Here is an 18,246-nt window from a genome sequence, read left to right on the forward strand (position 1 = left end):
CCCTTATCCCGTGAATTCGCCGACATAGTAGAAAGTGCCGTAGTGGTCCGGTGTGTAATACGCCGGTCCAGGCCCGTCCTTCGGGGTCAACAGGCGTTCGGCGCCGCGAATCTTGTTGGTGCAACCGGCTTCCGAGCAGACGGGGAGGTCGGATATGGCGTTCACATCCCACTCCTTGTACTTGCCTCCGGGCAGCTGCGACAGGTTGTTGCCCCAGTTCTCGTTGCCATTGTATCCCGGGACCTTTCCTATTCCTCCCGATCGGCTGTTCACCATGTTCAGCATGTCCACTGCCTTCTTCGGTGCGTTGCCCGCAACGAGCCCAGGGCCACTCGGACTTCCCGATGCGCCTCCGTGCTTGTGGCACCGCGGGCCGGAGTTGTGCACCAGGACCGGTGTCTCGGCCGCCAGCACGTAGTACGTGTGGAGGCTTGCCACCGTCAGGTTGTACGTGCGCTGTTCGGTCTCGAAGGCGCGGGTGGCCTTCAGGGTGACCGTGGTGCCCTCGGGCGTGCGGAGGGTGGTGCCGGGGGTGAGGTCGGCCGCGTCCTTCCATGCCTGGTCCGATTCGGACCAGAACGGGTGGTGGGCCGTCGTGACCACCGACGAGTCGGCGGACTCCGCGTCCAGCGTGAGCTCGACGTACTGCTTGTCGGTGTCGGTGACGATCACCGCGGCGACCGGCTGGGCTTCGGTGAGCCCGGTCTCCGGATCGGTGGTGAGCACCACGTCCCCGGTCTGCAGCTCCTCGATCGGCTTCGTGGTCCCGTCGGCCATCTGGACGTGGGTGCCGGCCGGGAAGCTGTTGACCATGTCGATCAGGCATTGGACCGGGACTCCGCCCTTGCCGCCCTTGATCGAGGCCTTCAGGCCCTTGAAGAGGATCTTGCCGACCTTGCCCGCGCCGAAGGTCACGGCCGAGATGCCGACGTCGATCGCCAGGTCCACGACGGCGTCCTTGCAGGCGCCGCCGTCCTGGTGCACGCCGCACTCGTACGCGTCCCTGACGCCGAGGACCTCAAGGGCGTCGATGTCGGGCGTCGTGCCCATCCAGCCCATCTGGCCGGCGGCCGTGCAGAACGACATGGCGTCGCCGGGGCGCGGGATCGGGGCACCCGTGCACTGCGCACGCGTCCAGGTCATCAGGGCGGACTCGTAGGAGACCCCCCGCGCCCAGTGGAACTGCTTCATCAGTTCCTCGTGCGTCGGCACATAAGTGCCGTTCACCTTGATCGAGTTGCCGGACTTCTCGACCTTGACCCCGGTGCCGCCCGTGGAGTTGCCGGTGGTCTTCCCGCCACCGCCGCCGCCACCGCCGCCGTAGCCGTCGGCCACCGCCTTCGGGTCCTTGGCCGGGTCGTAGTCCCCGTAGGTGCCGTTGCTGCCGGAGCAGTAGTTCGGGTAGCAGCTCTCCAGACCTGTCGGGTCGCTCTGGTTGACCGGGTCGCCGTTGGAGTACGTGTACCCGTTCATCTGGAGCGGGTCGGTGATGTCCATGATCGGGTCGACCGAGATGAACCGACCGGTGGAAGCGTCGTACTCGCGGGCGCCGATGTGGGTGAGGCCCGTCGAGCCGTCGTCCGTGCCGACGCCGAGGAACGTCCGCTTGCCGGCGAACGACCAGTCGTTCTTGGCCGGTCCGCGCGTGTTGCCGTACGGGTCGAACTTCCGCCGCGTGACCGCCTGACCCGGAGCCTGGTCGATGACCGTGGTGACGGTTCCGTGGTGGTCCCCGAGGGAGACCGTCAGCTTGTGGCCGGTGCTCTTGCCGAACGTACGGCGGAGCGTCGTCGGAGCGCCTTCACTGCTGTAGTACCGCACGGCGTCGACGGCCTGGCCGGCCTTGTCGACCGTGACCTCGGCCTCGCCCAGGTACAGCGTCCGGCTGGAGCCGGTCTCCTGGATGAGGCGGTTCCCGTCGGCGTCGTAGACGTACGTCGTGGTGTCGCCGAACGACCACTTCTGGTTGGGACCGCCGTTACAGGCGTAGAGGATCAGGTCGGTGCCGTCCGCGCTGTTCCCACCCGGCACGTCGACGCACTGGCCGGTGGTGGGGTGGTACAGCGTCTGGTCGGCAGGACGGTGGACGAACTTCTGGGCCGTGCCGCCGTCGCACGTGGCCAGCCGCACCGCACCGCTCTGGTTGGTCAGGCACTTGTCGAGGGCTTTCACCGCGTTCCCGGTGAACCGCCACTGCTGGGCCTTGCTCAGGTTGCAGGAGGACAGCTGAACGGGCGTGCCGTCCGCCGTCTGCCCGCTCTCCACGTCGAGGCACTTGCCGGCCAGTCCGGTCACCGCGAAGGCCCCGACGCCCGGACTCACCGCCCGGGTCAGCTTGTTGCGCCGGTCCCATTCCAGGGTCTGGGTGTCCCCGCCGATCGTCCTGCGGGTCGTGTTGCCCCGCTCGTCGTACCCGAACGTCGACTGCAGCGTGACGGAGTTGCCCGGGTCGCGCGTGACCGCGTCGACCTTGCTCAGGGCGTGCGGCTTGGTCACCACGGGCGGCTGGGCGCCACCGGTGGCGGCGACCCCGTAGGAGTACGTGTACTCGTCGTCCAGCGCGGGGTCGACCAGGTCGTGGACCGTCAGCTTGGTGCGGTTGCCGATCGCGTCGAACGCGTAGGTGTGCCGGTAGCCGTCACCGTCCGGTCCCGCCGTGACGTCGTCCTTGACCGGGCCGCTGCAGGTCTTGCCGGTCCAGGCCTGGGTGAGCTGGCCGAGCGGGTCGTAGCCGAAGCACTGGCGGTCGACCTTGCCGCCCGGCTGGGTGTCGGTGATGGAGTTGATGTTGCCGAGTACGTCGTAGTCGTACGACAGGGCGTTGACCCGGTTGGGGTTCGCGGTCTCCCGGTCGGCGATCGTCTCACGCAGGCGGCCGGTGTTGCGGTTGTAGAAGTTGGTCGTCCACACCCGCTGCGGGGCGTTGCCGGAGGCGGTCCGGAGAACCTGGCCGAAGGGGCTGTACACGGTGTCGGCCGTGTACCAGGCCAGGCCGGACATGGTGATCTGGCCGCCGTCGCCGCTGTAGCGGTTCACCAGCCGCTCGGCGGCCAGGCCGCCGGGGGTGGCCGGGAGGCTCGTCGTCTGGACGCGGCCCGTCTTCGTGTACGTGTTGCCGTAGACGTACACGCCGGAGACGCCCTTGGTCTGCGGGGCGTCCGGGATGGTCAGCTTGGTGCCGGTGGCCCGGTACTCGCTGTCGTAGCCGGTGACCTCGCTCGTCACGGCGATGCCGCCGGTGTGGCGCGTTGCCGCGACCGGGTAGCCCTTGGCGTTGGGCAGGGTGTCGTAGGACCAGGTGGCCAGCAGCGGGCCGTTCCAGTCGTCCTCCACCTGCGAGGTCTTGCGGCCGAGCTTGTCGTAGTAGGTGAAGGTCTTCTCACCGGTCGCGTTGCCGGTCCACACCACGCGGTCGAGGTTGTCGTAGCCGAAGGTGCCGGTCCCCATGTCGGGGTCCTGGGAGGACAGGAGCCGGCCGCGGGCGTCGTACGTGTACGTCCAGTCGTTGCCCGCGGCGTCGGTCACCTCGGACAGGTTGCCGCGCACGTCGTAGGCGTACGTCGTGTCCCGCCAGGTCATGGGCGTGGCCGTGGTGAGGGCGTGCTGCATCTTGACCTTGCGGCCGAGCACGTCGCTCGTGACCTTGACCGCCCGGCTGCCCTGCAGCGGGGTGGGCGTCGTGCCGGTCGACATGGCCGTGCGGGTCAGCACGTAGTCGCCGCCGTACTCCGTGGTGGTGGAGAACGGCGCCTGCGCCTCGTCGCTGTAGAGGTTGGTGGAGCGGACGACGCGGCCCATGCCGTCGTAAGCGGTCTGGGTGGAGCTGGGGACGTGGAAGACGGTCTCGGGGACGAACACCTTCGTGTCCGGTTCGCCCTCCGCGTGATAGCTGTTGTTGACGTGGCGGACCTGGCCGTTCGAACCGTAGAGGGTGTCGACGACCAGGCGGCCGCCCCCGACCGCCTCGGTCTGGTTCTGGCGCGGGCGCAGGAGACCGTCGTAGATGGCGACGGCGTCCTCGTAGGTGCCGTTGTCACGCAGGGTACGGCTGGTGACGGCGGGCGGCTCGTGATCCGTGACCTGGTAGTCGAAGACGTGGGCAGCGGCGTCGGTGGCCGGGTTCTGCGAGGCGGTCCACACCTGGGTGACTCGGCCCAGGGCGTCGTAGGTCTGCGTGACCTTGCGGCCGTTCGCGTCGGTCGCCTCGAGAGCGCTGCCGCGCCCCGGGTCGACCTTCGCGGTCGCGGTATGGCCCAGCGCGTTGGTCACCGTCGTGCTGAACACGGCACCGGTGGCCGGCGTGTACGAAGTGGACTTGGTGTTGCCCGCGGCGTCGTAGACCTTCAGGACGCGGCCCAGCGGGTCGTACTCGGTGCGGCTCGTCGTGATCCAGCCGGTGCCGGCGCCGTCGAGGGTGTCGACCTGGAACGGCAGGCCCTTGACGGGTGCGGTGCCGAAGGCGTTCAGCGCGTCATAGGAGGTGCGCGCGTCGGCGAGTACGGTGCCGGTCTCGGTCTTGGTGCAGTCGCCCGCCGTGCTGCGGACGCGCTGCGGCAGGCCGATGAGGTGCTTGCCGGTGTTGTGGACGTAGGTGTTGACGGCGCACTTCTCGTCCTGCGCGGTCCAGCCGGTTCCGTTCGAGGTGAGTGCCTCGGTCTGGGTGGTCAGGAGCAGGCCGTACGTCGGGTCGAAGGTGTTGCGGGTCCGGTTCAGGTAGGTCCTGCCGCCGCTGACCGAGGTGTACACCTCGGTGCGCGCGGTGCCGGTGCGGAACGCCTCCAGGGGGGTGGTGCCCTCGCGGTTGCGGGTGGCGGTCTTCTCGCTCCAGGGCCACGTCAGTTCGCGGGAGGCGATGTCCCCGCCCGCCTTGGTGTAGACGATCGTCTCGGCTGCCCGGCCCTGGTGGCTGGGCAGGTCCTCACCGAGTTCCTGGGTCCCCGTGGAGTCCATGACGACTGCCTTCGGGCGGCCGCCGTCCCCGGACATGCCGCGGAAGTAGCGGACCTTGGACTGGGACTGCTCGGCGGCGTCGGGCCTGCCGGTGTTCTCGGTCGCGCCCCGCCTGGTGGTCACCGACGCGTAGCCGCGCCACTGGTTGTAGGTGCGCAGCTCCGGCCTGGAGAACTCGTCGGTGTCCTTGCCCCAGGCCGCGTCGTCATAGGTGTAGCTGGTGATGACGTCGGGCTGGCGGGCGACGCGGTCCTTCTCGACGATCCGATCGACGACGTACTTGTTGAACCACTCCAGGGGCGGCGTCTCCAGGTCCGGGTCGGGTGACCAGTGGACGGGGAAGCAACGCGTCTTGTTCTCTTCGGGCTTGGGGTGCGTGGTGCCCACGGGGCACGGGTCGGAGTAGTCGACGTAGATGTCGCCGCCGGTCTCGGTGCGGACCGTTTCCACGCGCAGCCGGTCGAAGTCGGGAGTGGGGTCGGTGGCGCTCTTGGCGACCCGGTTGGGCATGTCCTTCACGTTGGGCAGGAAGGACACGGGCGGCAGCGCGATGGTCTTCTGGTTGCCGGCGCTGTCGTTCTGGGTGGCGTAGCCGGTGCGGGAGATCGACTCCAGCCACAGCGGCGGGTGCGTGTCGGTGCGCTGCTTGGGGAAGGACTGGGTGAGGGTCCACTTGTCGACCTTGGACAGGGCCGTGGAGCCTTCGGTGCGCTGCGCGTAGGTGGTGACGGCGGTCAGGCGCTTGCGGGTCCAGAACGTGGGCGAGCTGACGTAGCAGTCCCCCGGGGCCTCCTTGCAGTGCAGCGTGGCCGGGGTGTCCCACCAGGGCTGCTTGTCGGCGTAGTTCCTGGACTCGAACCTGGCGTCGGTGCAGGCCGTCTGACCGGCCTCGATGCAGCGCTCGTCTAGGGTGAACTCGACCTTGGCGGCCGGCGCTCCGCCGAGGTTGTCGGCACGCAGCCCGTAGATGATCTGCGTCGGGTAGCCGCCGCGGACGTACGGGACCTTCTCCTTGACCTTGCCGTTCTGCGCGTAGCGGTTGCGCTCCTTGAACCAGTCCACGACCATCGCGTTGCCGTGGACGTCCTCGACGTAGTCGAGGTTCCAGCGCCAGCCCTGGTTGCAGAAGGACGCGGCGTAGGTCGAGGCGTGGCAGGGCTCGCCGGGGTGGTTGCCGACGACCGGCACGGTGAAGACGGAGTCCGTCGTGGTGCGCGTCTGACCGTCCGTGCCGACGTGGCCGCCGACGTTGTGGCGGCCGAAGTGGTACCGGGTGCCGTCGCGGGTGGTGACGACCCAGTACTCCCCGTCCTTCGCGCCGTTGCCGTTCGCGGCGTCCGTCTTGCGCTCGACGCGCGAGCCGTCGTCGGAGGCGGGGATCCAGTTGCCGGTGGCGGCGTCGTGGACGAGCTCGGTGCTGGTGCCGTTCAGCGACATGACGACGTTGTCGGCGGCCCAGCAGAGGTCGCTCTTCTTCTTGTCGGTGCCGTTGTCGTTGTTCGGCGTGCCCTGGGTGTGCTTGCGGTCCTGGGAGCAGGAGCGGTAACGCCGCTCGATGAACCCGGGTTCGTAGCCCCAGCCGTCGCCGATCCAGGAGCCCTGGCCGTTGGCGATGGAGGTCCTGCCGTCGACGGACTGGGAGGAGTAGGAGAACGTGATCTGCGGGGAGGGCCCGGCCGGTGCCGACGGCACGCCCAGCGGGTAGCTCCAGGCGAACCCGCCACCACTGCCGCCGGCGGTCCAGGTGCCCGAGGGGGAGAGCGAGGTGGCCGTGTACGTGCCGCCCGCGCCGGATCCGGAGTCGGAAGCGGTGAGGACCACCGGGCTGCCCCCGGACATGGTGCTCATGCCCTGGCTGGGAGCGGTGGCCGGGTCGACGGTGGCACGGACGGTGTTCGTGCCGGGGTCGTTGGTGCTCGGGATCTCCTGGGGCTGCGAGCACTCGGGGAGTTCAGGGGTGGTGAGGAAGCACTCGGGGAGCTGCTTCAACTCCAGCCGCGACGACCATTCGGTGCCGTACAGGTCCTCGAACTTCTCGTAGTCGAGCTGGACGTCGACCGGAGTGGATCCCTGGACCGGCGGCGTGATCTTGATGATGGCGCCGTCCACGCCCGCAGCCTCCGTGGCGGCACGCGCCTCGATGGCGACGGACCAGGTCCCGGAGGGATCCGGCGGGGTGGGCTCCGCCTCGGTCGGCGAGGCCTTTCCGAGCGCCACGGGCAGCGAGCCGGCCTGGACGAGGGAGCCGCCGCTGAGCGCGACGTCGGCGGATCCCGCGGGCGGCGGGGTGACCTCGACGGGCTCGTACTCGGCCGGCGGCTGGGCCGGGACGCCCGCCCAGCCCTCCAGCTTCGCGGCTTCTGCCTGGTCCAGCTTCGCCGGGTCCACCTGATCGAGGCCCGGAAGCTGGAGTCCGCTGCGGTCACCGGGACCTGCGGCCCAGGACGTGCCCGGCAGCAAGGTGACCATCAGGAGTGCGGACAATACCGCACTGGTGTGCCGGGCCGGACGACTGCGCCCGGCCCTTGCCCTCCCGTTTCCGGGCAGGCGGAAACTACGCGCCGAGAACGGCGACATGAAGACCCCCCACGCTCTGCAGTCCGCATTTCGGACATGCGGAAGGCAGGGAAATGACAAATTGCGAGGGCGATCCTGAGGGCAATCGCCGGCGAAAGTCCACTGGTTCTTTGGGACTTGTGACCTTGATCACCGAACGGTCGGTGATTGTCGGGATAAACGGCCTGAATTTGTCGTATCACGTCGTGGGAGCCCTGGCATCCGGTGATGACGGGTGCCGGAGGCATGGTCCATGCTCTGCTCGCACATCTCTGATCTGAGTTGAAGGGCCCCTGGGGAGCGGCCCCGTCGGCGTGCGAGCCGACCACCACCAGTACCGAACGAGTACCGAGGGCCTGCTGCGGCATGCCCGAGGGGGGAGAAGAACCGTCGTGGCAGTGAGCGAGTCCCCGGACGCAAGTCCGGCAACTCCGCCGGGGGGCAGTGAAACGGTTCCGGCGGCGCGCCCGAGGAGCCGACGGGGAGCGGTGGCCGCTCTTGCGGCTGTGCTCGCCCTGGCTCTCGCCGTACCCGTCGGGATCCGCCTGGCGGACGGGGACGCGGGGAGGGGCGCGCAGCCGCGGCAGGACGCGAAGGCCGGCACCGACGGCCCGGTGGACGCCGTGCAGGCGCGTCAGGCGGCCAGGCGAACGGGCAAGCCGGTGGAGGTCACGGCGGAGCGCGGGGAGAACCTCACCGTCTGGGCCCAGCCGAAGGGCGGATTCCGGGCGCATCTGTACAGCAGCGCCGTCCGCGCGAACGTCAACGGCGTCTGGAAGCCGGTCGACACGACCCTGCGCCGCACCGCGGCCGGGTACTCACCCGCGGCGGTCAACGGCGGGCTGGTGTTCAGCGCCGGCAGCGGCCGGGCAGCGATCCCGGGCGGCGACAGGGCCGGCCGAGGCCCGGCCCGCTCGGTGCTGCCCGTCGAGAGCGCCGCACCGGCCTGGACGGAACTGGTCCGCCTGACCACGGGCGGACACGCGATGACCGTGGCCTGGCCCGGTCCCCTCCCGGCCCCGGCCATCGACGGCGCCCGCGCGCTCTACGAGAACGTCCGCCCCGGCATCGATCTGCTGATGACCGCACAGGACGGCGGTTACTCGCACATCCTGATCGTCAAGGACCGCAAGGCGGCGGCGGATCCGCTGCTGGGGGAGCTCAGGTACCGCCTGGCCTCACCCTCGTTGAACTTCCGACTCGATGCCGCTTCCGGCGCGCTGAGTGCCCGCAATGCCAAGGGACAGGAGATCGCCGGCGCCCCGTCGCCCTTGATGTGGGACTCCTCGGGCAAGGTCGCCGTCACGCAGGGTGAGGCTCCCGCTCCGAAGAGCCGAGCCGCGCGCGGGCATGCGGCCTTCGGCCTGCCGGGCCTGGCCGGTGCCGAGGGTGCCCGACTGGCCGTGGCCAAGGCCTCGTTCGCCCAGGGCACGCTGTCCCTGCGCCCGGACCGGTCGCTGCTGACCGGCGAGGACACGGTGTTCCCCGTGTTCATCGACCCGTCGTTCAAGGGCCACAAGCACAGCTGGTCGCACCTGTACAAGACGCTCGGCAACAGCAGCTTCTACAACGGGCAGAACTTCAACAGCGGGACGAACGAAGCGCGCATCGGATACGAGTCCACCACGGGCGGCACGTCCCGGGCGATCTTCAACTTCGAGTTCGGCTCGCAACTCCACGGTGCCGGCATCAAGAGCGCCCGGATGCGAGCGCTGCAGACGTACTCGTGGTCCTGTACGCAGAAGGCCACGGACATCTACTCGACGCCGTTCGCCGAGTCGACGAGCACGTGGAACAACACGACCGGCTGGTGGGGCAAGAAGGTCGCCACCGAGCAGGCGGGCTACGGCTACAACAGCACCTGCCCGGACAACTGGGTGGCCCCCGACATCACGGGCATCGTCAGCGAGGCGGCCAACAGCCGCTGGGGAGCGCTCTCCCTCGGCCTGAAGGCGCCGAGCGAGTCGGACCCGTACTACTGGAAGAAGTTCCTCGCCAACGGCGAGACCGCCCCGTACATCGAGGTCGACTACAACAAGCTGCCGGACATCCCGGTCGCGGCCAACATGAGCACGTCGCCCGGTGGTGCGTGCCTGACGAGCGGCGCGGGTACCAGCATCGGCAAGACCAACGTGACGTTCCAGGTCAAGGGCACCGACCCGGACGGCAACCTCAAGCAGGTCCAGATCGAGATCTGGGACGCGGCCAGCGGCGCGAACGTCCACAACGAGTGGCTGTGGCCCAACTCCGACGGCGTGATCACCAAGGAGATCGCCTGGGACCGCTTCACCTCGGGCCGCAAGTACTACTGGCTCTCCCGCACCACCGACTGGGACGGCTCGTGGTCCCAGGGCAGTGGCCCGCTCGACTCGGGCGGCGGTGGGTGGTGCACGTTCACCGTCGACCACGTCGCGCCCACGAGTCCATCGGTCCGTTCCGGCCACTTCCCGGCCCCGGGCCCGGACGGCGCGGTGTGGAGCCTGGAGCCGGCCGGGACGCCGAACCAGTGGATCGAGGTGATGGGCAACGGCACCAAGGCCGAGGACATCCGCGAGTTCCAGTGGAGCCTCAACCACCCCACCTACGACCAGAAGACCTGGGTCTGGAACACCGAGCTCGCCCTCGGCTCGATCAACCTCAAGGTCGACACCGCCGGCCCCAACGTGCTGTACGTGCGGACGGTCAACAAGGCGGGCAACATCTCGGTTCCGACCGAGTACCTTTTCTACGTGCGCCCGCGGGCCGGTCTGGACAAGCCCGGAGACGTCACGGGCGACGGCTTCCCCGACATCCTCGCCATCGACTCCGCCGGCAACCTGCGCACCTACGCCGGCGACGCCACGGGCGACACCGACGCCTGGATGCCCGGCGCCGTCGACGGGGCCAAGCCCGCCCCGGCCGGCTACTGGAAGACGGTCAACGGCAAGCCCGTGCTGATCGGCCATTCCGTCGACTGGTTCCCGGGCGACGGGCTCACCGACCTGGTGGCGCGCATGCCCGACGGCAAGCTGTACGTCTACCCCGGTGACGGCGCCGGACGCTTCGACATCAGCCGCCGCATGGAGATCCTGTTGCCGGCGGGCGCGCCGGACCCGACCACCCTCACCCAGCTCGTCACCACCGAGGACGTCACCGGTGACGGCCTGCCCGACGCGTTCGCCCGCGCCGGGGACGCCTTCTGGGCCTTCACCGGCTACACCGGTGCCAGCTTCACCCAGGCCAAGCTGATGTCGGCCACGGCGTGGACCCAGCGGGACATCGTCGGGGTTCGGGACATATCGGGCGACAAGGTTCCCGACCTGGTCTTCCGGGACAACGCGGACCCCAACCGCGGCCTGGCCCTGCGCAAGGGCAAGCCCGGGGCCAACGGCGGGGTCGACCTGAACTCGCTGGCCAGCGCTGCCGCGGCGGTCGACGCCAAGGACTACACCTACGCCACCACCGGCTGGGGCCGGGCGGCGATCCCGATGGTCCTGGGCACCCCGGACGCCAACGGCGACGGCGTGGCCGACATCTGGGCCGTGAACAACATCGGGCACATGTACCTGATGCGGGGCGGCACCACCCAGTGGCTCGGTGACGCCAGCGGCCGCGACGAGGACGACTGGCACACCTTCCTCACCATCGGCTAGCCGGACCACCGGGTGCCGAACGGCCTCCGCGTGCGGTGGAGCATTCCGGCTCCGCCGCACGCGGAGGCTTCCTGGTCCTGTGTGTGCTGTCGTGCCCTGCCCGGTGTCTGCGTGCGGCCCGTGGGCAGGGGGTGGTGTGGGTGCTCCAAAGCGCGTTCCCGCACGTAGAGTTGGGGTTCCGCGACTGAAGGGGAACCAGGTGAAGCGTTACGACCGGCTCAAGGAGATCCTCCGGCTCGACCCCGAGAAGGACTTCCTCACGATCTACCGGCTGACCGCCACCTACGAGTTCCCGTGGGACTTCACCCGGGCCCTGGAGCTCGCCCTGTACCGCACGTACGCCGTCCCTGGCATCGGACGGCTGCTCGCCGAGACCGCCGAGTTCACCGAGCGCCCGCAGAAGCGGTACGACGACACCGCGCTCCTCCTCGACGCGGTCGTCGAGCACGGCTTCGACAGCGAGCAGGGCCGCACCGCCATCCGCCGCATCAACCGGATGCACCGCAGCTACGACATCTCCAACGACGACATGCGCTACGTCCTGTGCACCTTCGTCGTGATCCCCAAGCGCTGGCTGGACGTCTACGGCTGGCGCCCCATGACGGGGCACGAGACCCGCGCCTCGGCGCGGTACTACGCCACACTGGGGCGTCACATGGGCATCCGGGACATCCCCGCCACCTTCGAGGAGTTCGAGGCCTTCCTCGACGCCTACGAGAAGCAGCACTTCGGCTGGGACGAGGGAGGCCGGAAGGTCTCCGACGCCACCCTCGGCCTGATGGCCTCCTGGTACCCGGCCCCCCTCGCGCCCGCGCTGAAGGCGGCCAGTCTCGCTCTGCTCGACGAGCCGCTGCTGGCGGCCTTCCGGTACGAGCCCCCGCGCCCGGCGGTCCGCGCCCTGGTCCGCGGCGCCCTGCGGCTGCGCGGCCGCGCGGTCCGCCTGATGCCGCCGCGCAGGGCCCCGCACTACGCCCGCCAGAACCCCGAGATCAAGGGTTACCCGAACGGGTACGAGGTGTCCGCCCTCGGCACCTTCCCGGTGCCCGGCGTCCGCGGCTGCCCGGTGCCGCACGAGCTGCGGGAGGCCATGGCCGAGGACGCCGGCCGTCAGTCCTGACGTACCGCCAGGGCCAGGAAGCGCGCGTCCTCGTCGGCGTACGACACCATCCGCCAGCCCGAACCGGCCAGCAGCGGGCCGAGGTTGGCCTCGGCCCGCAGGTCGTCCGGGGTCAGCCGGCGGCCGTGGCGGGCCGCCAGCGCCGCGCGGCCGATCGGGTGGAACAGCGCCAGCCGGCCGCCGGGCCGCACGACGCGCGCCAACTCCCGCAGGTTCGCGGCGGGTTCGGGGAGATGGGCGATGAGCCCCGCGGCGAAGACCGCGTCGAGGCAGCCGTCCCGCAGGGGCAGTCGGGCCACGTCCGCGCACAGTAGCGCGCCGGCGCGGTCGCGACCGGCGGCGGCCGCCCGGGCCAGCATCTCGGGCGTGAGGTCGGCTCCGACGACGGTGCCGGACGGGCCCACGGCCCGGCGCAGCGGGGTCAGGGCGCGCCCGGTGCCGCAGCCGGCGTCGAGGACGCGGTCGCCCGGGCGCAGGCCGAACTCCGCCACCGCGGCCTCGAAGGCGGGGGCGTCGTCGGGGAACTTGGTGTCCCAGGCGGCCGCCCGGGCGCCGAAGAACTCCTGGACGTGTGTGTGGTCGTCGCTCATGCGCCCATGATCCCCCACGGGAGTGCGGAGCCCGCCATACATTCCGTGTGCACCATGCCACCCGGTGTGATCGTACGTGAACGTATCTCTGTCATATTCCAGCAGCTTTCGAAATGCGCCCCTTGTTCGCGCCCTCACCCGGACTAGCGTCCCGAGGCCATGGGACACCTGGACCACGCGGCCTTCGGCTGGCTGACCCCCGTGCTGTCATACGTGATGGCCTCCATCGGCGCCGCCCTCGGGCTGCGCTGCACCGTCCGCGCGCTCGGCGCGACCGGACGCTCCCGGCGCAACTGGCTCCTGACCGCGGCCTCCGCCATCGGCACCGGCATCTGGACCATGCACTTCGTCGCGATGCTCGGCTTCAGCGTCACCGGCACCGAGATCCACTACAACGTGCCGCTGACCATTCTGAGCCTGCTCGTCGCCATGGCCGTGGTCGGCGCCGGGGTGTTCGCCGTCGGTTACGGCAAGGACCGCGGCCGCGCTCTCGTCCTCGGCGGCCTCACCACCGGTCTGGGCGTGGCGAGCATGCACTACCTCGGCATGGCCGCACTGCGATTGCACGGTGACATTTCATACGACCCGCTCACCGTCGGCATCTCCGTCGCCATCGCCGTCGTCGCCGCGACCGCCGCGCTCTGGGCCGCCCTCAACATCAAGTCGCCCGTGGCCGTCGCCGTCGCCTCCCTGGTCATGGGCGCCGCCGTCAGCAGCATGCACTACACCGGGATGACGGCCGTCTCGGTCACCGTGGCCCCCTCCGACGCGGCCCTCCCCGGCGCCACCGCGATGCAGTTCATCTTCCCCCTCGCCGTCGGCCTCGGCTCGTACCTCTTCCTCACCTCCGCCTTCGTCGCGCTCTCCCCGACCGCGGACGAACGCGCCGCGTCCGCCTCGGCCCAGCGGCTCGGCGCCGGGGCCCCCGCCCACTGACCACCGCAACCGCCCCGCGCCCGACCCGTGCGGTCGCCCTGCCGGGCCCCACCCCAGCGCCGACCCCCGCCCCCGTCCGCCCCCGTCCACCCGCCCGCCCCCGACCCGCCGCACCGTCATCCGGAACGAGGAGCTCATGCGCACACCCCGCAGGACCCCGGACGCAGCGGCGCCCGCCCTGTCCGCGCCCCCGGCGCGCGGCCGCCGCGCGCACGCGGGCCCCCCGGCCGAGGAACACCCCGGGGACCGCCACCCGCGCCCGGACTCCCACCCCACCCCGGCCGCGACCCCCGAGGGCCGACGCCTCAGCCTGCGCCCCCGCACCGTCCGCGCCAAGATCGTCTCGCTCCTGATGGTGCCCGTGGTCTCCCTGCTCGCCCTCTGGGCCTTCGCCACCGTCAGCACCGCCCAGGACGTGGCCCGCCTGAGCCGCCTCCAACAGGTGGACACCGAGGTCCGCACCCCCCTGGCCAAGGCGGTCACCGAACTCCAGGCGGAACGTATCGCCGCCGTACGCAACGCCGCCGTCCCCGGCCCGGACCGCGCCGCCGCCCTCGAAACCCAGGGCCGGCGCACCGACGCCGCCCTCGCCGCGCTCCGGCTCGGCGACCGGAACACCGTGGCCGACACCGGCGACCACCCCCCGAGCGTCGCCGGCCGCCTCCGCACCTTCGTCCGCGACGCGGGCGCCCTGACGGCCGCCCGCTCCGACACCGGCGCCCCCAAGGCCACACCGTCCGCGGTCTTCGACACGTACACCCGCGTGATCGACGGCGCCTTCGCCGTCGGCGGCGCTCTCGCCGGCAGCCAGGACGGCGAACGCGGCACCGGCGCCCGGGTCCTGCTCGACTTCGCCCGGGCCGCCGAACTGCTCTCCCGCGAGGACGCCCTGCTCGCCCAGCGCGACGCCAAGGGCACGCTCACCAACGAGACGCTCCGCCGCTTCACCGGCGCCGTCGCGAGCCGTCGCACCCTCGTCGCCGCGGTCGCCCCCGACCTCCCCGCCGCGGTCCGCGCGGACTGGCGGACCGCCACCAAGAGCGCCGCGTACACCGTGCTGACCCTCGCGGAGAACAAGCTCACCGGAGCCCTCGCCGCCCCCGGCAAGCAGCCCGTCCGCACCGTGCCCGCCGACTGGGAGGCCGCCCACGGCGCCGTGACCGACGCCATGCGCGAGGCCGAAGCCGCCGGGCACACCGGCAGCGCCCACCGGACCGACCCCCTCTACGGCGGACTCGTCAGCGGAGCCGGTGCCGCCGTCCTGTTCGGCCTCGCCGCCGTCGCCGCCTCCCTCGTGATCTCGGTGCGGATCGGCCGCGGCCTGGTCGTCGAGCTGGTCTCCCTGCGCAACGGCGCCCTGGAGATCGCCCACCACAAACTCCCCCGGGCCATGGACCGGCTGCGCGCCGGACAGGACATCGACGCCGCCGCCGAGGCGCCGCCCGGACACCCCGCCGAGGACGAGATCGCACAGGTCGGCGAAGCGCTCTCCACCGTCCACCGGGCCGCGCTCAGCGCCGCCGTCGAACGCGCCGAACTGGCCAGCGGCGTCTCCGGGGTCTTCGTCAACCTCGCGCGCCGCAGCCAGGTCCTCGTCCACCGCCAGCTCAGCCTGCTCGACTCCATGGAACGCCGTGCCGACGACCCCAGTGAACTCGGCGACCTCTTCCGCCTCGACCACCTCACCACGCGCATGCGCCGGCACGCCGAGAGCCTGATCATCCTCTCCGGAGCCGCTCCCGGCCGGGCCTGGCGGATGCCGGTGGCGCTCACCAACGTCGTACGCGCCGCCGTCTCCGAGATCGAGGACTACCCGCGGATCGAGGTCCGGCAGCTGGCGGAGGCCTCCGTCATCGGCGCGGCGGTCGCCGACCTCACCCACCTGCTGGCCGAACTCATCGAGAACGCCGCCACCTTCTCCCCGCCGCACACCAAGGTCCGGGTGAGCGGGGAGCCCGTCGGCAACGGGTACGTCCTCGAGGTGGAGGACCGCGGGCTGGGCATGGGACCCGAGACGCTCGCCGAGGCCAACCGGCGGATCGAGCAGTCCGAGGCCCTGGACCTGTTCGACAGCGACCGGCTCGGACTGTTCGTGGTGAGCCGGCTGGCCGCCCGGCACCAGGTGAAAGTGCACTTGCGCATGTCACCGTACGGTGGCACCACGGCGGTGGTCCTGCTCCCGACCGCGCTGCTCCAGGGCGGAATGACCATCGGTGAGGACGAGCGCCCCGGCGGCCGCCCCCGCGACGAGGAGCCCGAGCCGCTGATCTCCGTACGCGGCGCCCGTCAGGTCGAAGCCCGCCGCGCCCCCGCCGACCGGCCCGGCCCCGCCCCCGTCGAGCGGCCGGACCCCGCGCCCGTCGCACGGAGCCGCCCCCGGCCGGCCGGTCCGGCCGAGGGCGAGCAGCCCCCGGCCCCGGTGGCGGCCCTGCGCCCGCGGGGTGCCGCGGGAGCGGGCGTACGCAACGCGGCGCCCGGCACCTCCCCGCAGGCCCCGCCTGCCGAGCCGCCCCCGGCCGGCCCCCCTCCGGCCGGCGCCACCGAACTGCCCCGCCGGGTACGCCAGGCCAGCCTCGTCCCGCAGCTGCGGGAGGCCCCGGCACCCGCCCCCGCCGCCGGTTCCCGCGCGCCCGAAGACCCTCCCGGCCGCACCCCCGAGGAGGCCCGCGACCGGATGGCCGCCTACCGCGCCGGCTGGGCCCGGGGCACCGACGACGCCAAGAACGCCACCGAAGGAGACCAGTCGTGATCGAACACCACAGACCCGACATGGACACGGCCCGCCGGTCCGGCGAACTCGACTGGCTGCTGGACGACATGGTGGCCCGGGTCCGCGAGGTCCGGCACGCCGTGGTGCTGTCCAACGACGGCCTGGCCGTGGGCGCCTCCAGCGCGCTCAGCCGCGAGGACGCCGAGCACCTGGCGGCCGTGGCCTCCGGGTTCCACAGCCTCGCCAAGGGCGCGGGCCGCCACTTCCGCACCGGCGGAGTGCGCCAGACCATGGTCGAGATGGACGACGGCTTCCTGTTCGTCGCCGCGGCCGGGGACGGCTCGTGCCTCGCCGTGCTCAGCGCCGCCTCCGCCGACATCGGGCTCATCGCCTACGAGATGGCCCGCCTGGTCAAGCGGGTCGGCGAACACCTGTACACACCCCCGCGGTCCGCGGCGCGGCCGCCGGCCGCGGGCTGACGGGACGGGCCGGGCAGATGACGGGTGGACGCTGGTACGACGCCGATGCGGGCCCGCTCGTACGTCCGTACGCGATGACCGGCGGGCGCACGAAGCCGGGGCCCAGCGGGGTGCGCTTCGACTTGATCGCGCTGGTCGTCGTCGACCCCGACGGGCTGGACGCGGCGGCCGAGTCGCTCCTCGGCCCCGAACACCGGGCCCTGCTGGGCCTCTGCCGCGACGAGACCCAGTCGGTCGCGGAACTCGCGGCGGAGGCGGACCTGCCGGTCGGCGTGGTGCGCGTACTGCTCGGGGACCTCCTGGAGGCGGGCCACGTCCGGGTGAGCCGCCCCGTACCGCCGGCACAGCTGCCGGACGAGCGGATTCTGCGTGAAGTCATCGAGGGATTGCGAGCGCTGTGATGGGACATGTCGACGGCTCGGGCGGGGATCCGGCCGCCCTCGCGCTGAAGATTCTGGTGGCGGGGGGCTTCGGGGTGGGCAAGACCACCCTGGTCGGTGCGGTGAGCGAGATACGCCCGCTGCGCACCGAGGAGCTCCTCAGCGAGGCCGGCGAGCTGGTCGACGACACCGGAGGCGTCGACCAGAAGCGGACCACGACCGTGGCCATGGACTTCGGACGGATCACGATCCGCTCCGGGCTGTCGCTGTACCTGTTCGGAACGCCGGGGCAGGACCGCTTCTGGTTCCTGTGGGACGAGCTGTCGCAGGGGGCGCTGGGCGCGGTGGTGCTGGCGGACACCCGGCGGCTGGAGGACTGTTTCCCCGCCGTGGACTACTTCGAGCACCGGCACATCCCGTTCGTGGTCGCGGTCAACTGTTTCGTGGGGGCGCGGCGTTACGGGGCGCACGACGTGGCCCGCGCGCTGGACCTGGACCAGGGGACGCCGGTGGTGCTGTGTGACGCGCGGGACAAGGACTCGGGGAAGGAGGTGCTGATCAGGCTGGTCGAGTACGCGGGGCGGGTGCACACCGCGCGGCTGCTGGAGTCGGTCGGTTCGCCGCCGGGCCAGGCCTGAACGGCGCTCTTGACAGCGCTGCGGAGGTGCCGGGGGCCGGGTCCCGCGGCCCGTGGGAGGCACCGGATCGCTGCGGTGCGAGCCCCTCCCGTCTGGGAGAACGCCCGACGGGCCGGGTCAGGCCCGTGACCGGGGCCTTCCCGCCCGCCACCCCTCTTTGGTCATTCTCACCACCAACCGGGCCTGCGCCTTGCCCGAAAGCCGCTGGTGGGGTTGGCTGGCGGGACAGGTACGCGGGGACGGGGGCGACCGCGCGAA

9 protein-coding genes are annotated in these 18,246 nt (G+C 71.4%); 7 read left to right on the forward strand and 2 right to left on the reverse strand.

Annotated features, from left to right (window positions below; translation table 11 throughout):
- Positions 1-3: 3 nt before the first annotated feature.
- Positions 4-7,434 (reverse strand): ricin-type beta-trefoil lectin domain protein, encoded by a 7,431-nt coding sequence (locus ACIF6F_RS19525; RefSeq protein ID WP_399948071.1) that lies wholly within the window; start codon positions 7,432-7,434, stop codon positions 4-6.
- Between the two features lie 560 nt (positions 7,435-7,994).
- Between ACIF6F_RS19525 and ACIF6F_RS19530 the strand changes: the two genes are divergently transcribed.
- On the forward strand, positions 7,995-11,138 hold the full coding sequence (locus tag ACIF6F_RS19530) for a DNRLRE domain-containing protein (RefSeq protein ID WP_399948073.1): 3,144 nt from the start codon (positions 7,995-7,997) through the stop codon (positions 11,136-11,138).
- Between the two features lie 199 nt (positions 11,139-11,337).
- Complete coding sequence (locus ACIF6F_RS19535) at positions 11,338-12,255, forward strand: oxygenase MpaB family protein (RefSeq protein WP_399948075.1); 918 nt, start codon at positions 11,338-11,340, stop codon at positions 12,253-12,255.
- On the opposite strand, the gene ACIF6F_RS19540 is transcribed toward ACIF6F_RS19535, so the two are convergent.
- Positions 12,246-12,845 (reverse strand): class I SAM-dependent methyltransferase, encoded by a 600-nt coding sequence (locus ACIF6F_RS19540; protein WP_399948077.1) that lies wholly within the window; start codon positions 12,843-12,845, stop codon positions 12,246-12,248. The genes ACIF6F_RS19535 and ACIF6F_RS19540 overlap by 10 nt on opposite strands.
- A 159-nt stretch (positions 12,846-13,004) precedes the next feature.
- Here ACIF6F_RS19540 and ACIF6F_RS19545 point away from each other — a divergent pair, with 159 nt between their 5' ends.
- From ACIF6F_RS19545 to ACIF6F_RS19565, 5 genes are all read left to right on the forward strand, one after another.
- A complete protein-coding gene (locus ACIF6F_RS19545; protein ID WP_399948079.1) occupies positions 13,005-13,781 on the forward strand; it encodes an MHYT domain-containing protein in 777 nt (258 codons plus the stop codon).
- A 136-nt stretch (positions 13,782-13,917) separates the two neighbouring features.
- Positions 13,918-16,530: a nitrate- and nitrite sensing domain-containing protein gene (locus ACIF6F_RS19550; protein WP_399948081.1), complete on the forward strand. Its 2,613-nt coding sequence runs from the start codon at positions 13,918-13,920 to the stop codon at positions 16,528-16,530.
- Positions 16,531-16,550: 20 nt separating this feature from the next.
- Positions 16,551-16,970 (forward strand): roadblock/LC7 domain-containing protein, encoded by a 420-nt coding sequence (locus ACIF6F_RS19555; RefSeq protein ID WP_399948361.1) that lies wholly within the window; start codon positions 16,551-16,553, stop codon positions 16,968-16,970.
- A gap of 17 nt (positions 16,971-16,987) precedes the next feature.
- Positions 16,988-17,371, forward strand: coding sequence for a DUF742 domain-containing protein (locus ACIF6F_RS19560; RefSeq protein ID WP_399948083.1), 384 nt, complete (start codon positions 16,988-16,990; stop codon positions 17,369-17,371).
- Entirely contained in the window at positions 17,371-17,988 is a 618-nt protein-coding gene (locus ACIF6F_RS19565) for a GTP-binding protein (protein ID WP_399948085.1), read from the forward strand. Before ACIF6F_RS19560 ends, ACIF6F_RS19565 begins: the two co-directional genes overlap by 1 nt.
- Positions 17,989-18,246: the final 258 nt, after the last annotated feature.

The organism is Streptomyces sp. NPDC086023, from assembly GCF_044540325.1.
Classification (GTDB): domain Bacteria; phylum Actinomycetota; class Actinomycetes; order Streptomycetales; family Streptomycetaceae; genus Streptomyces.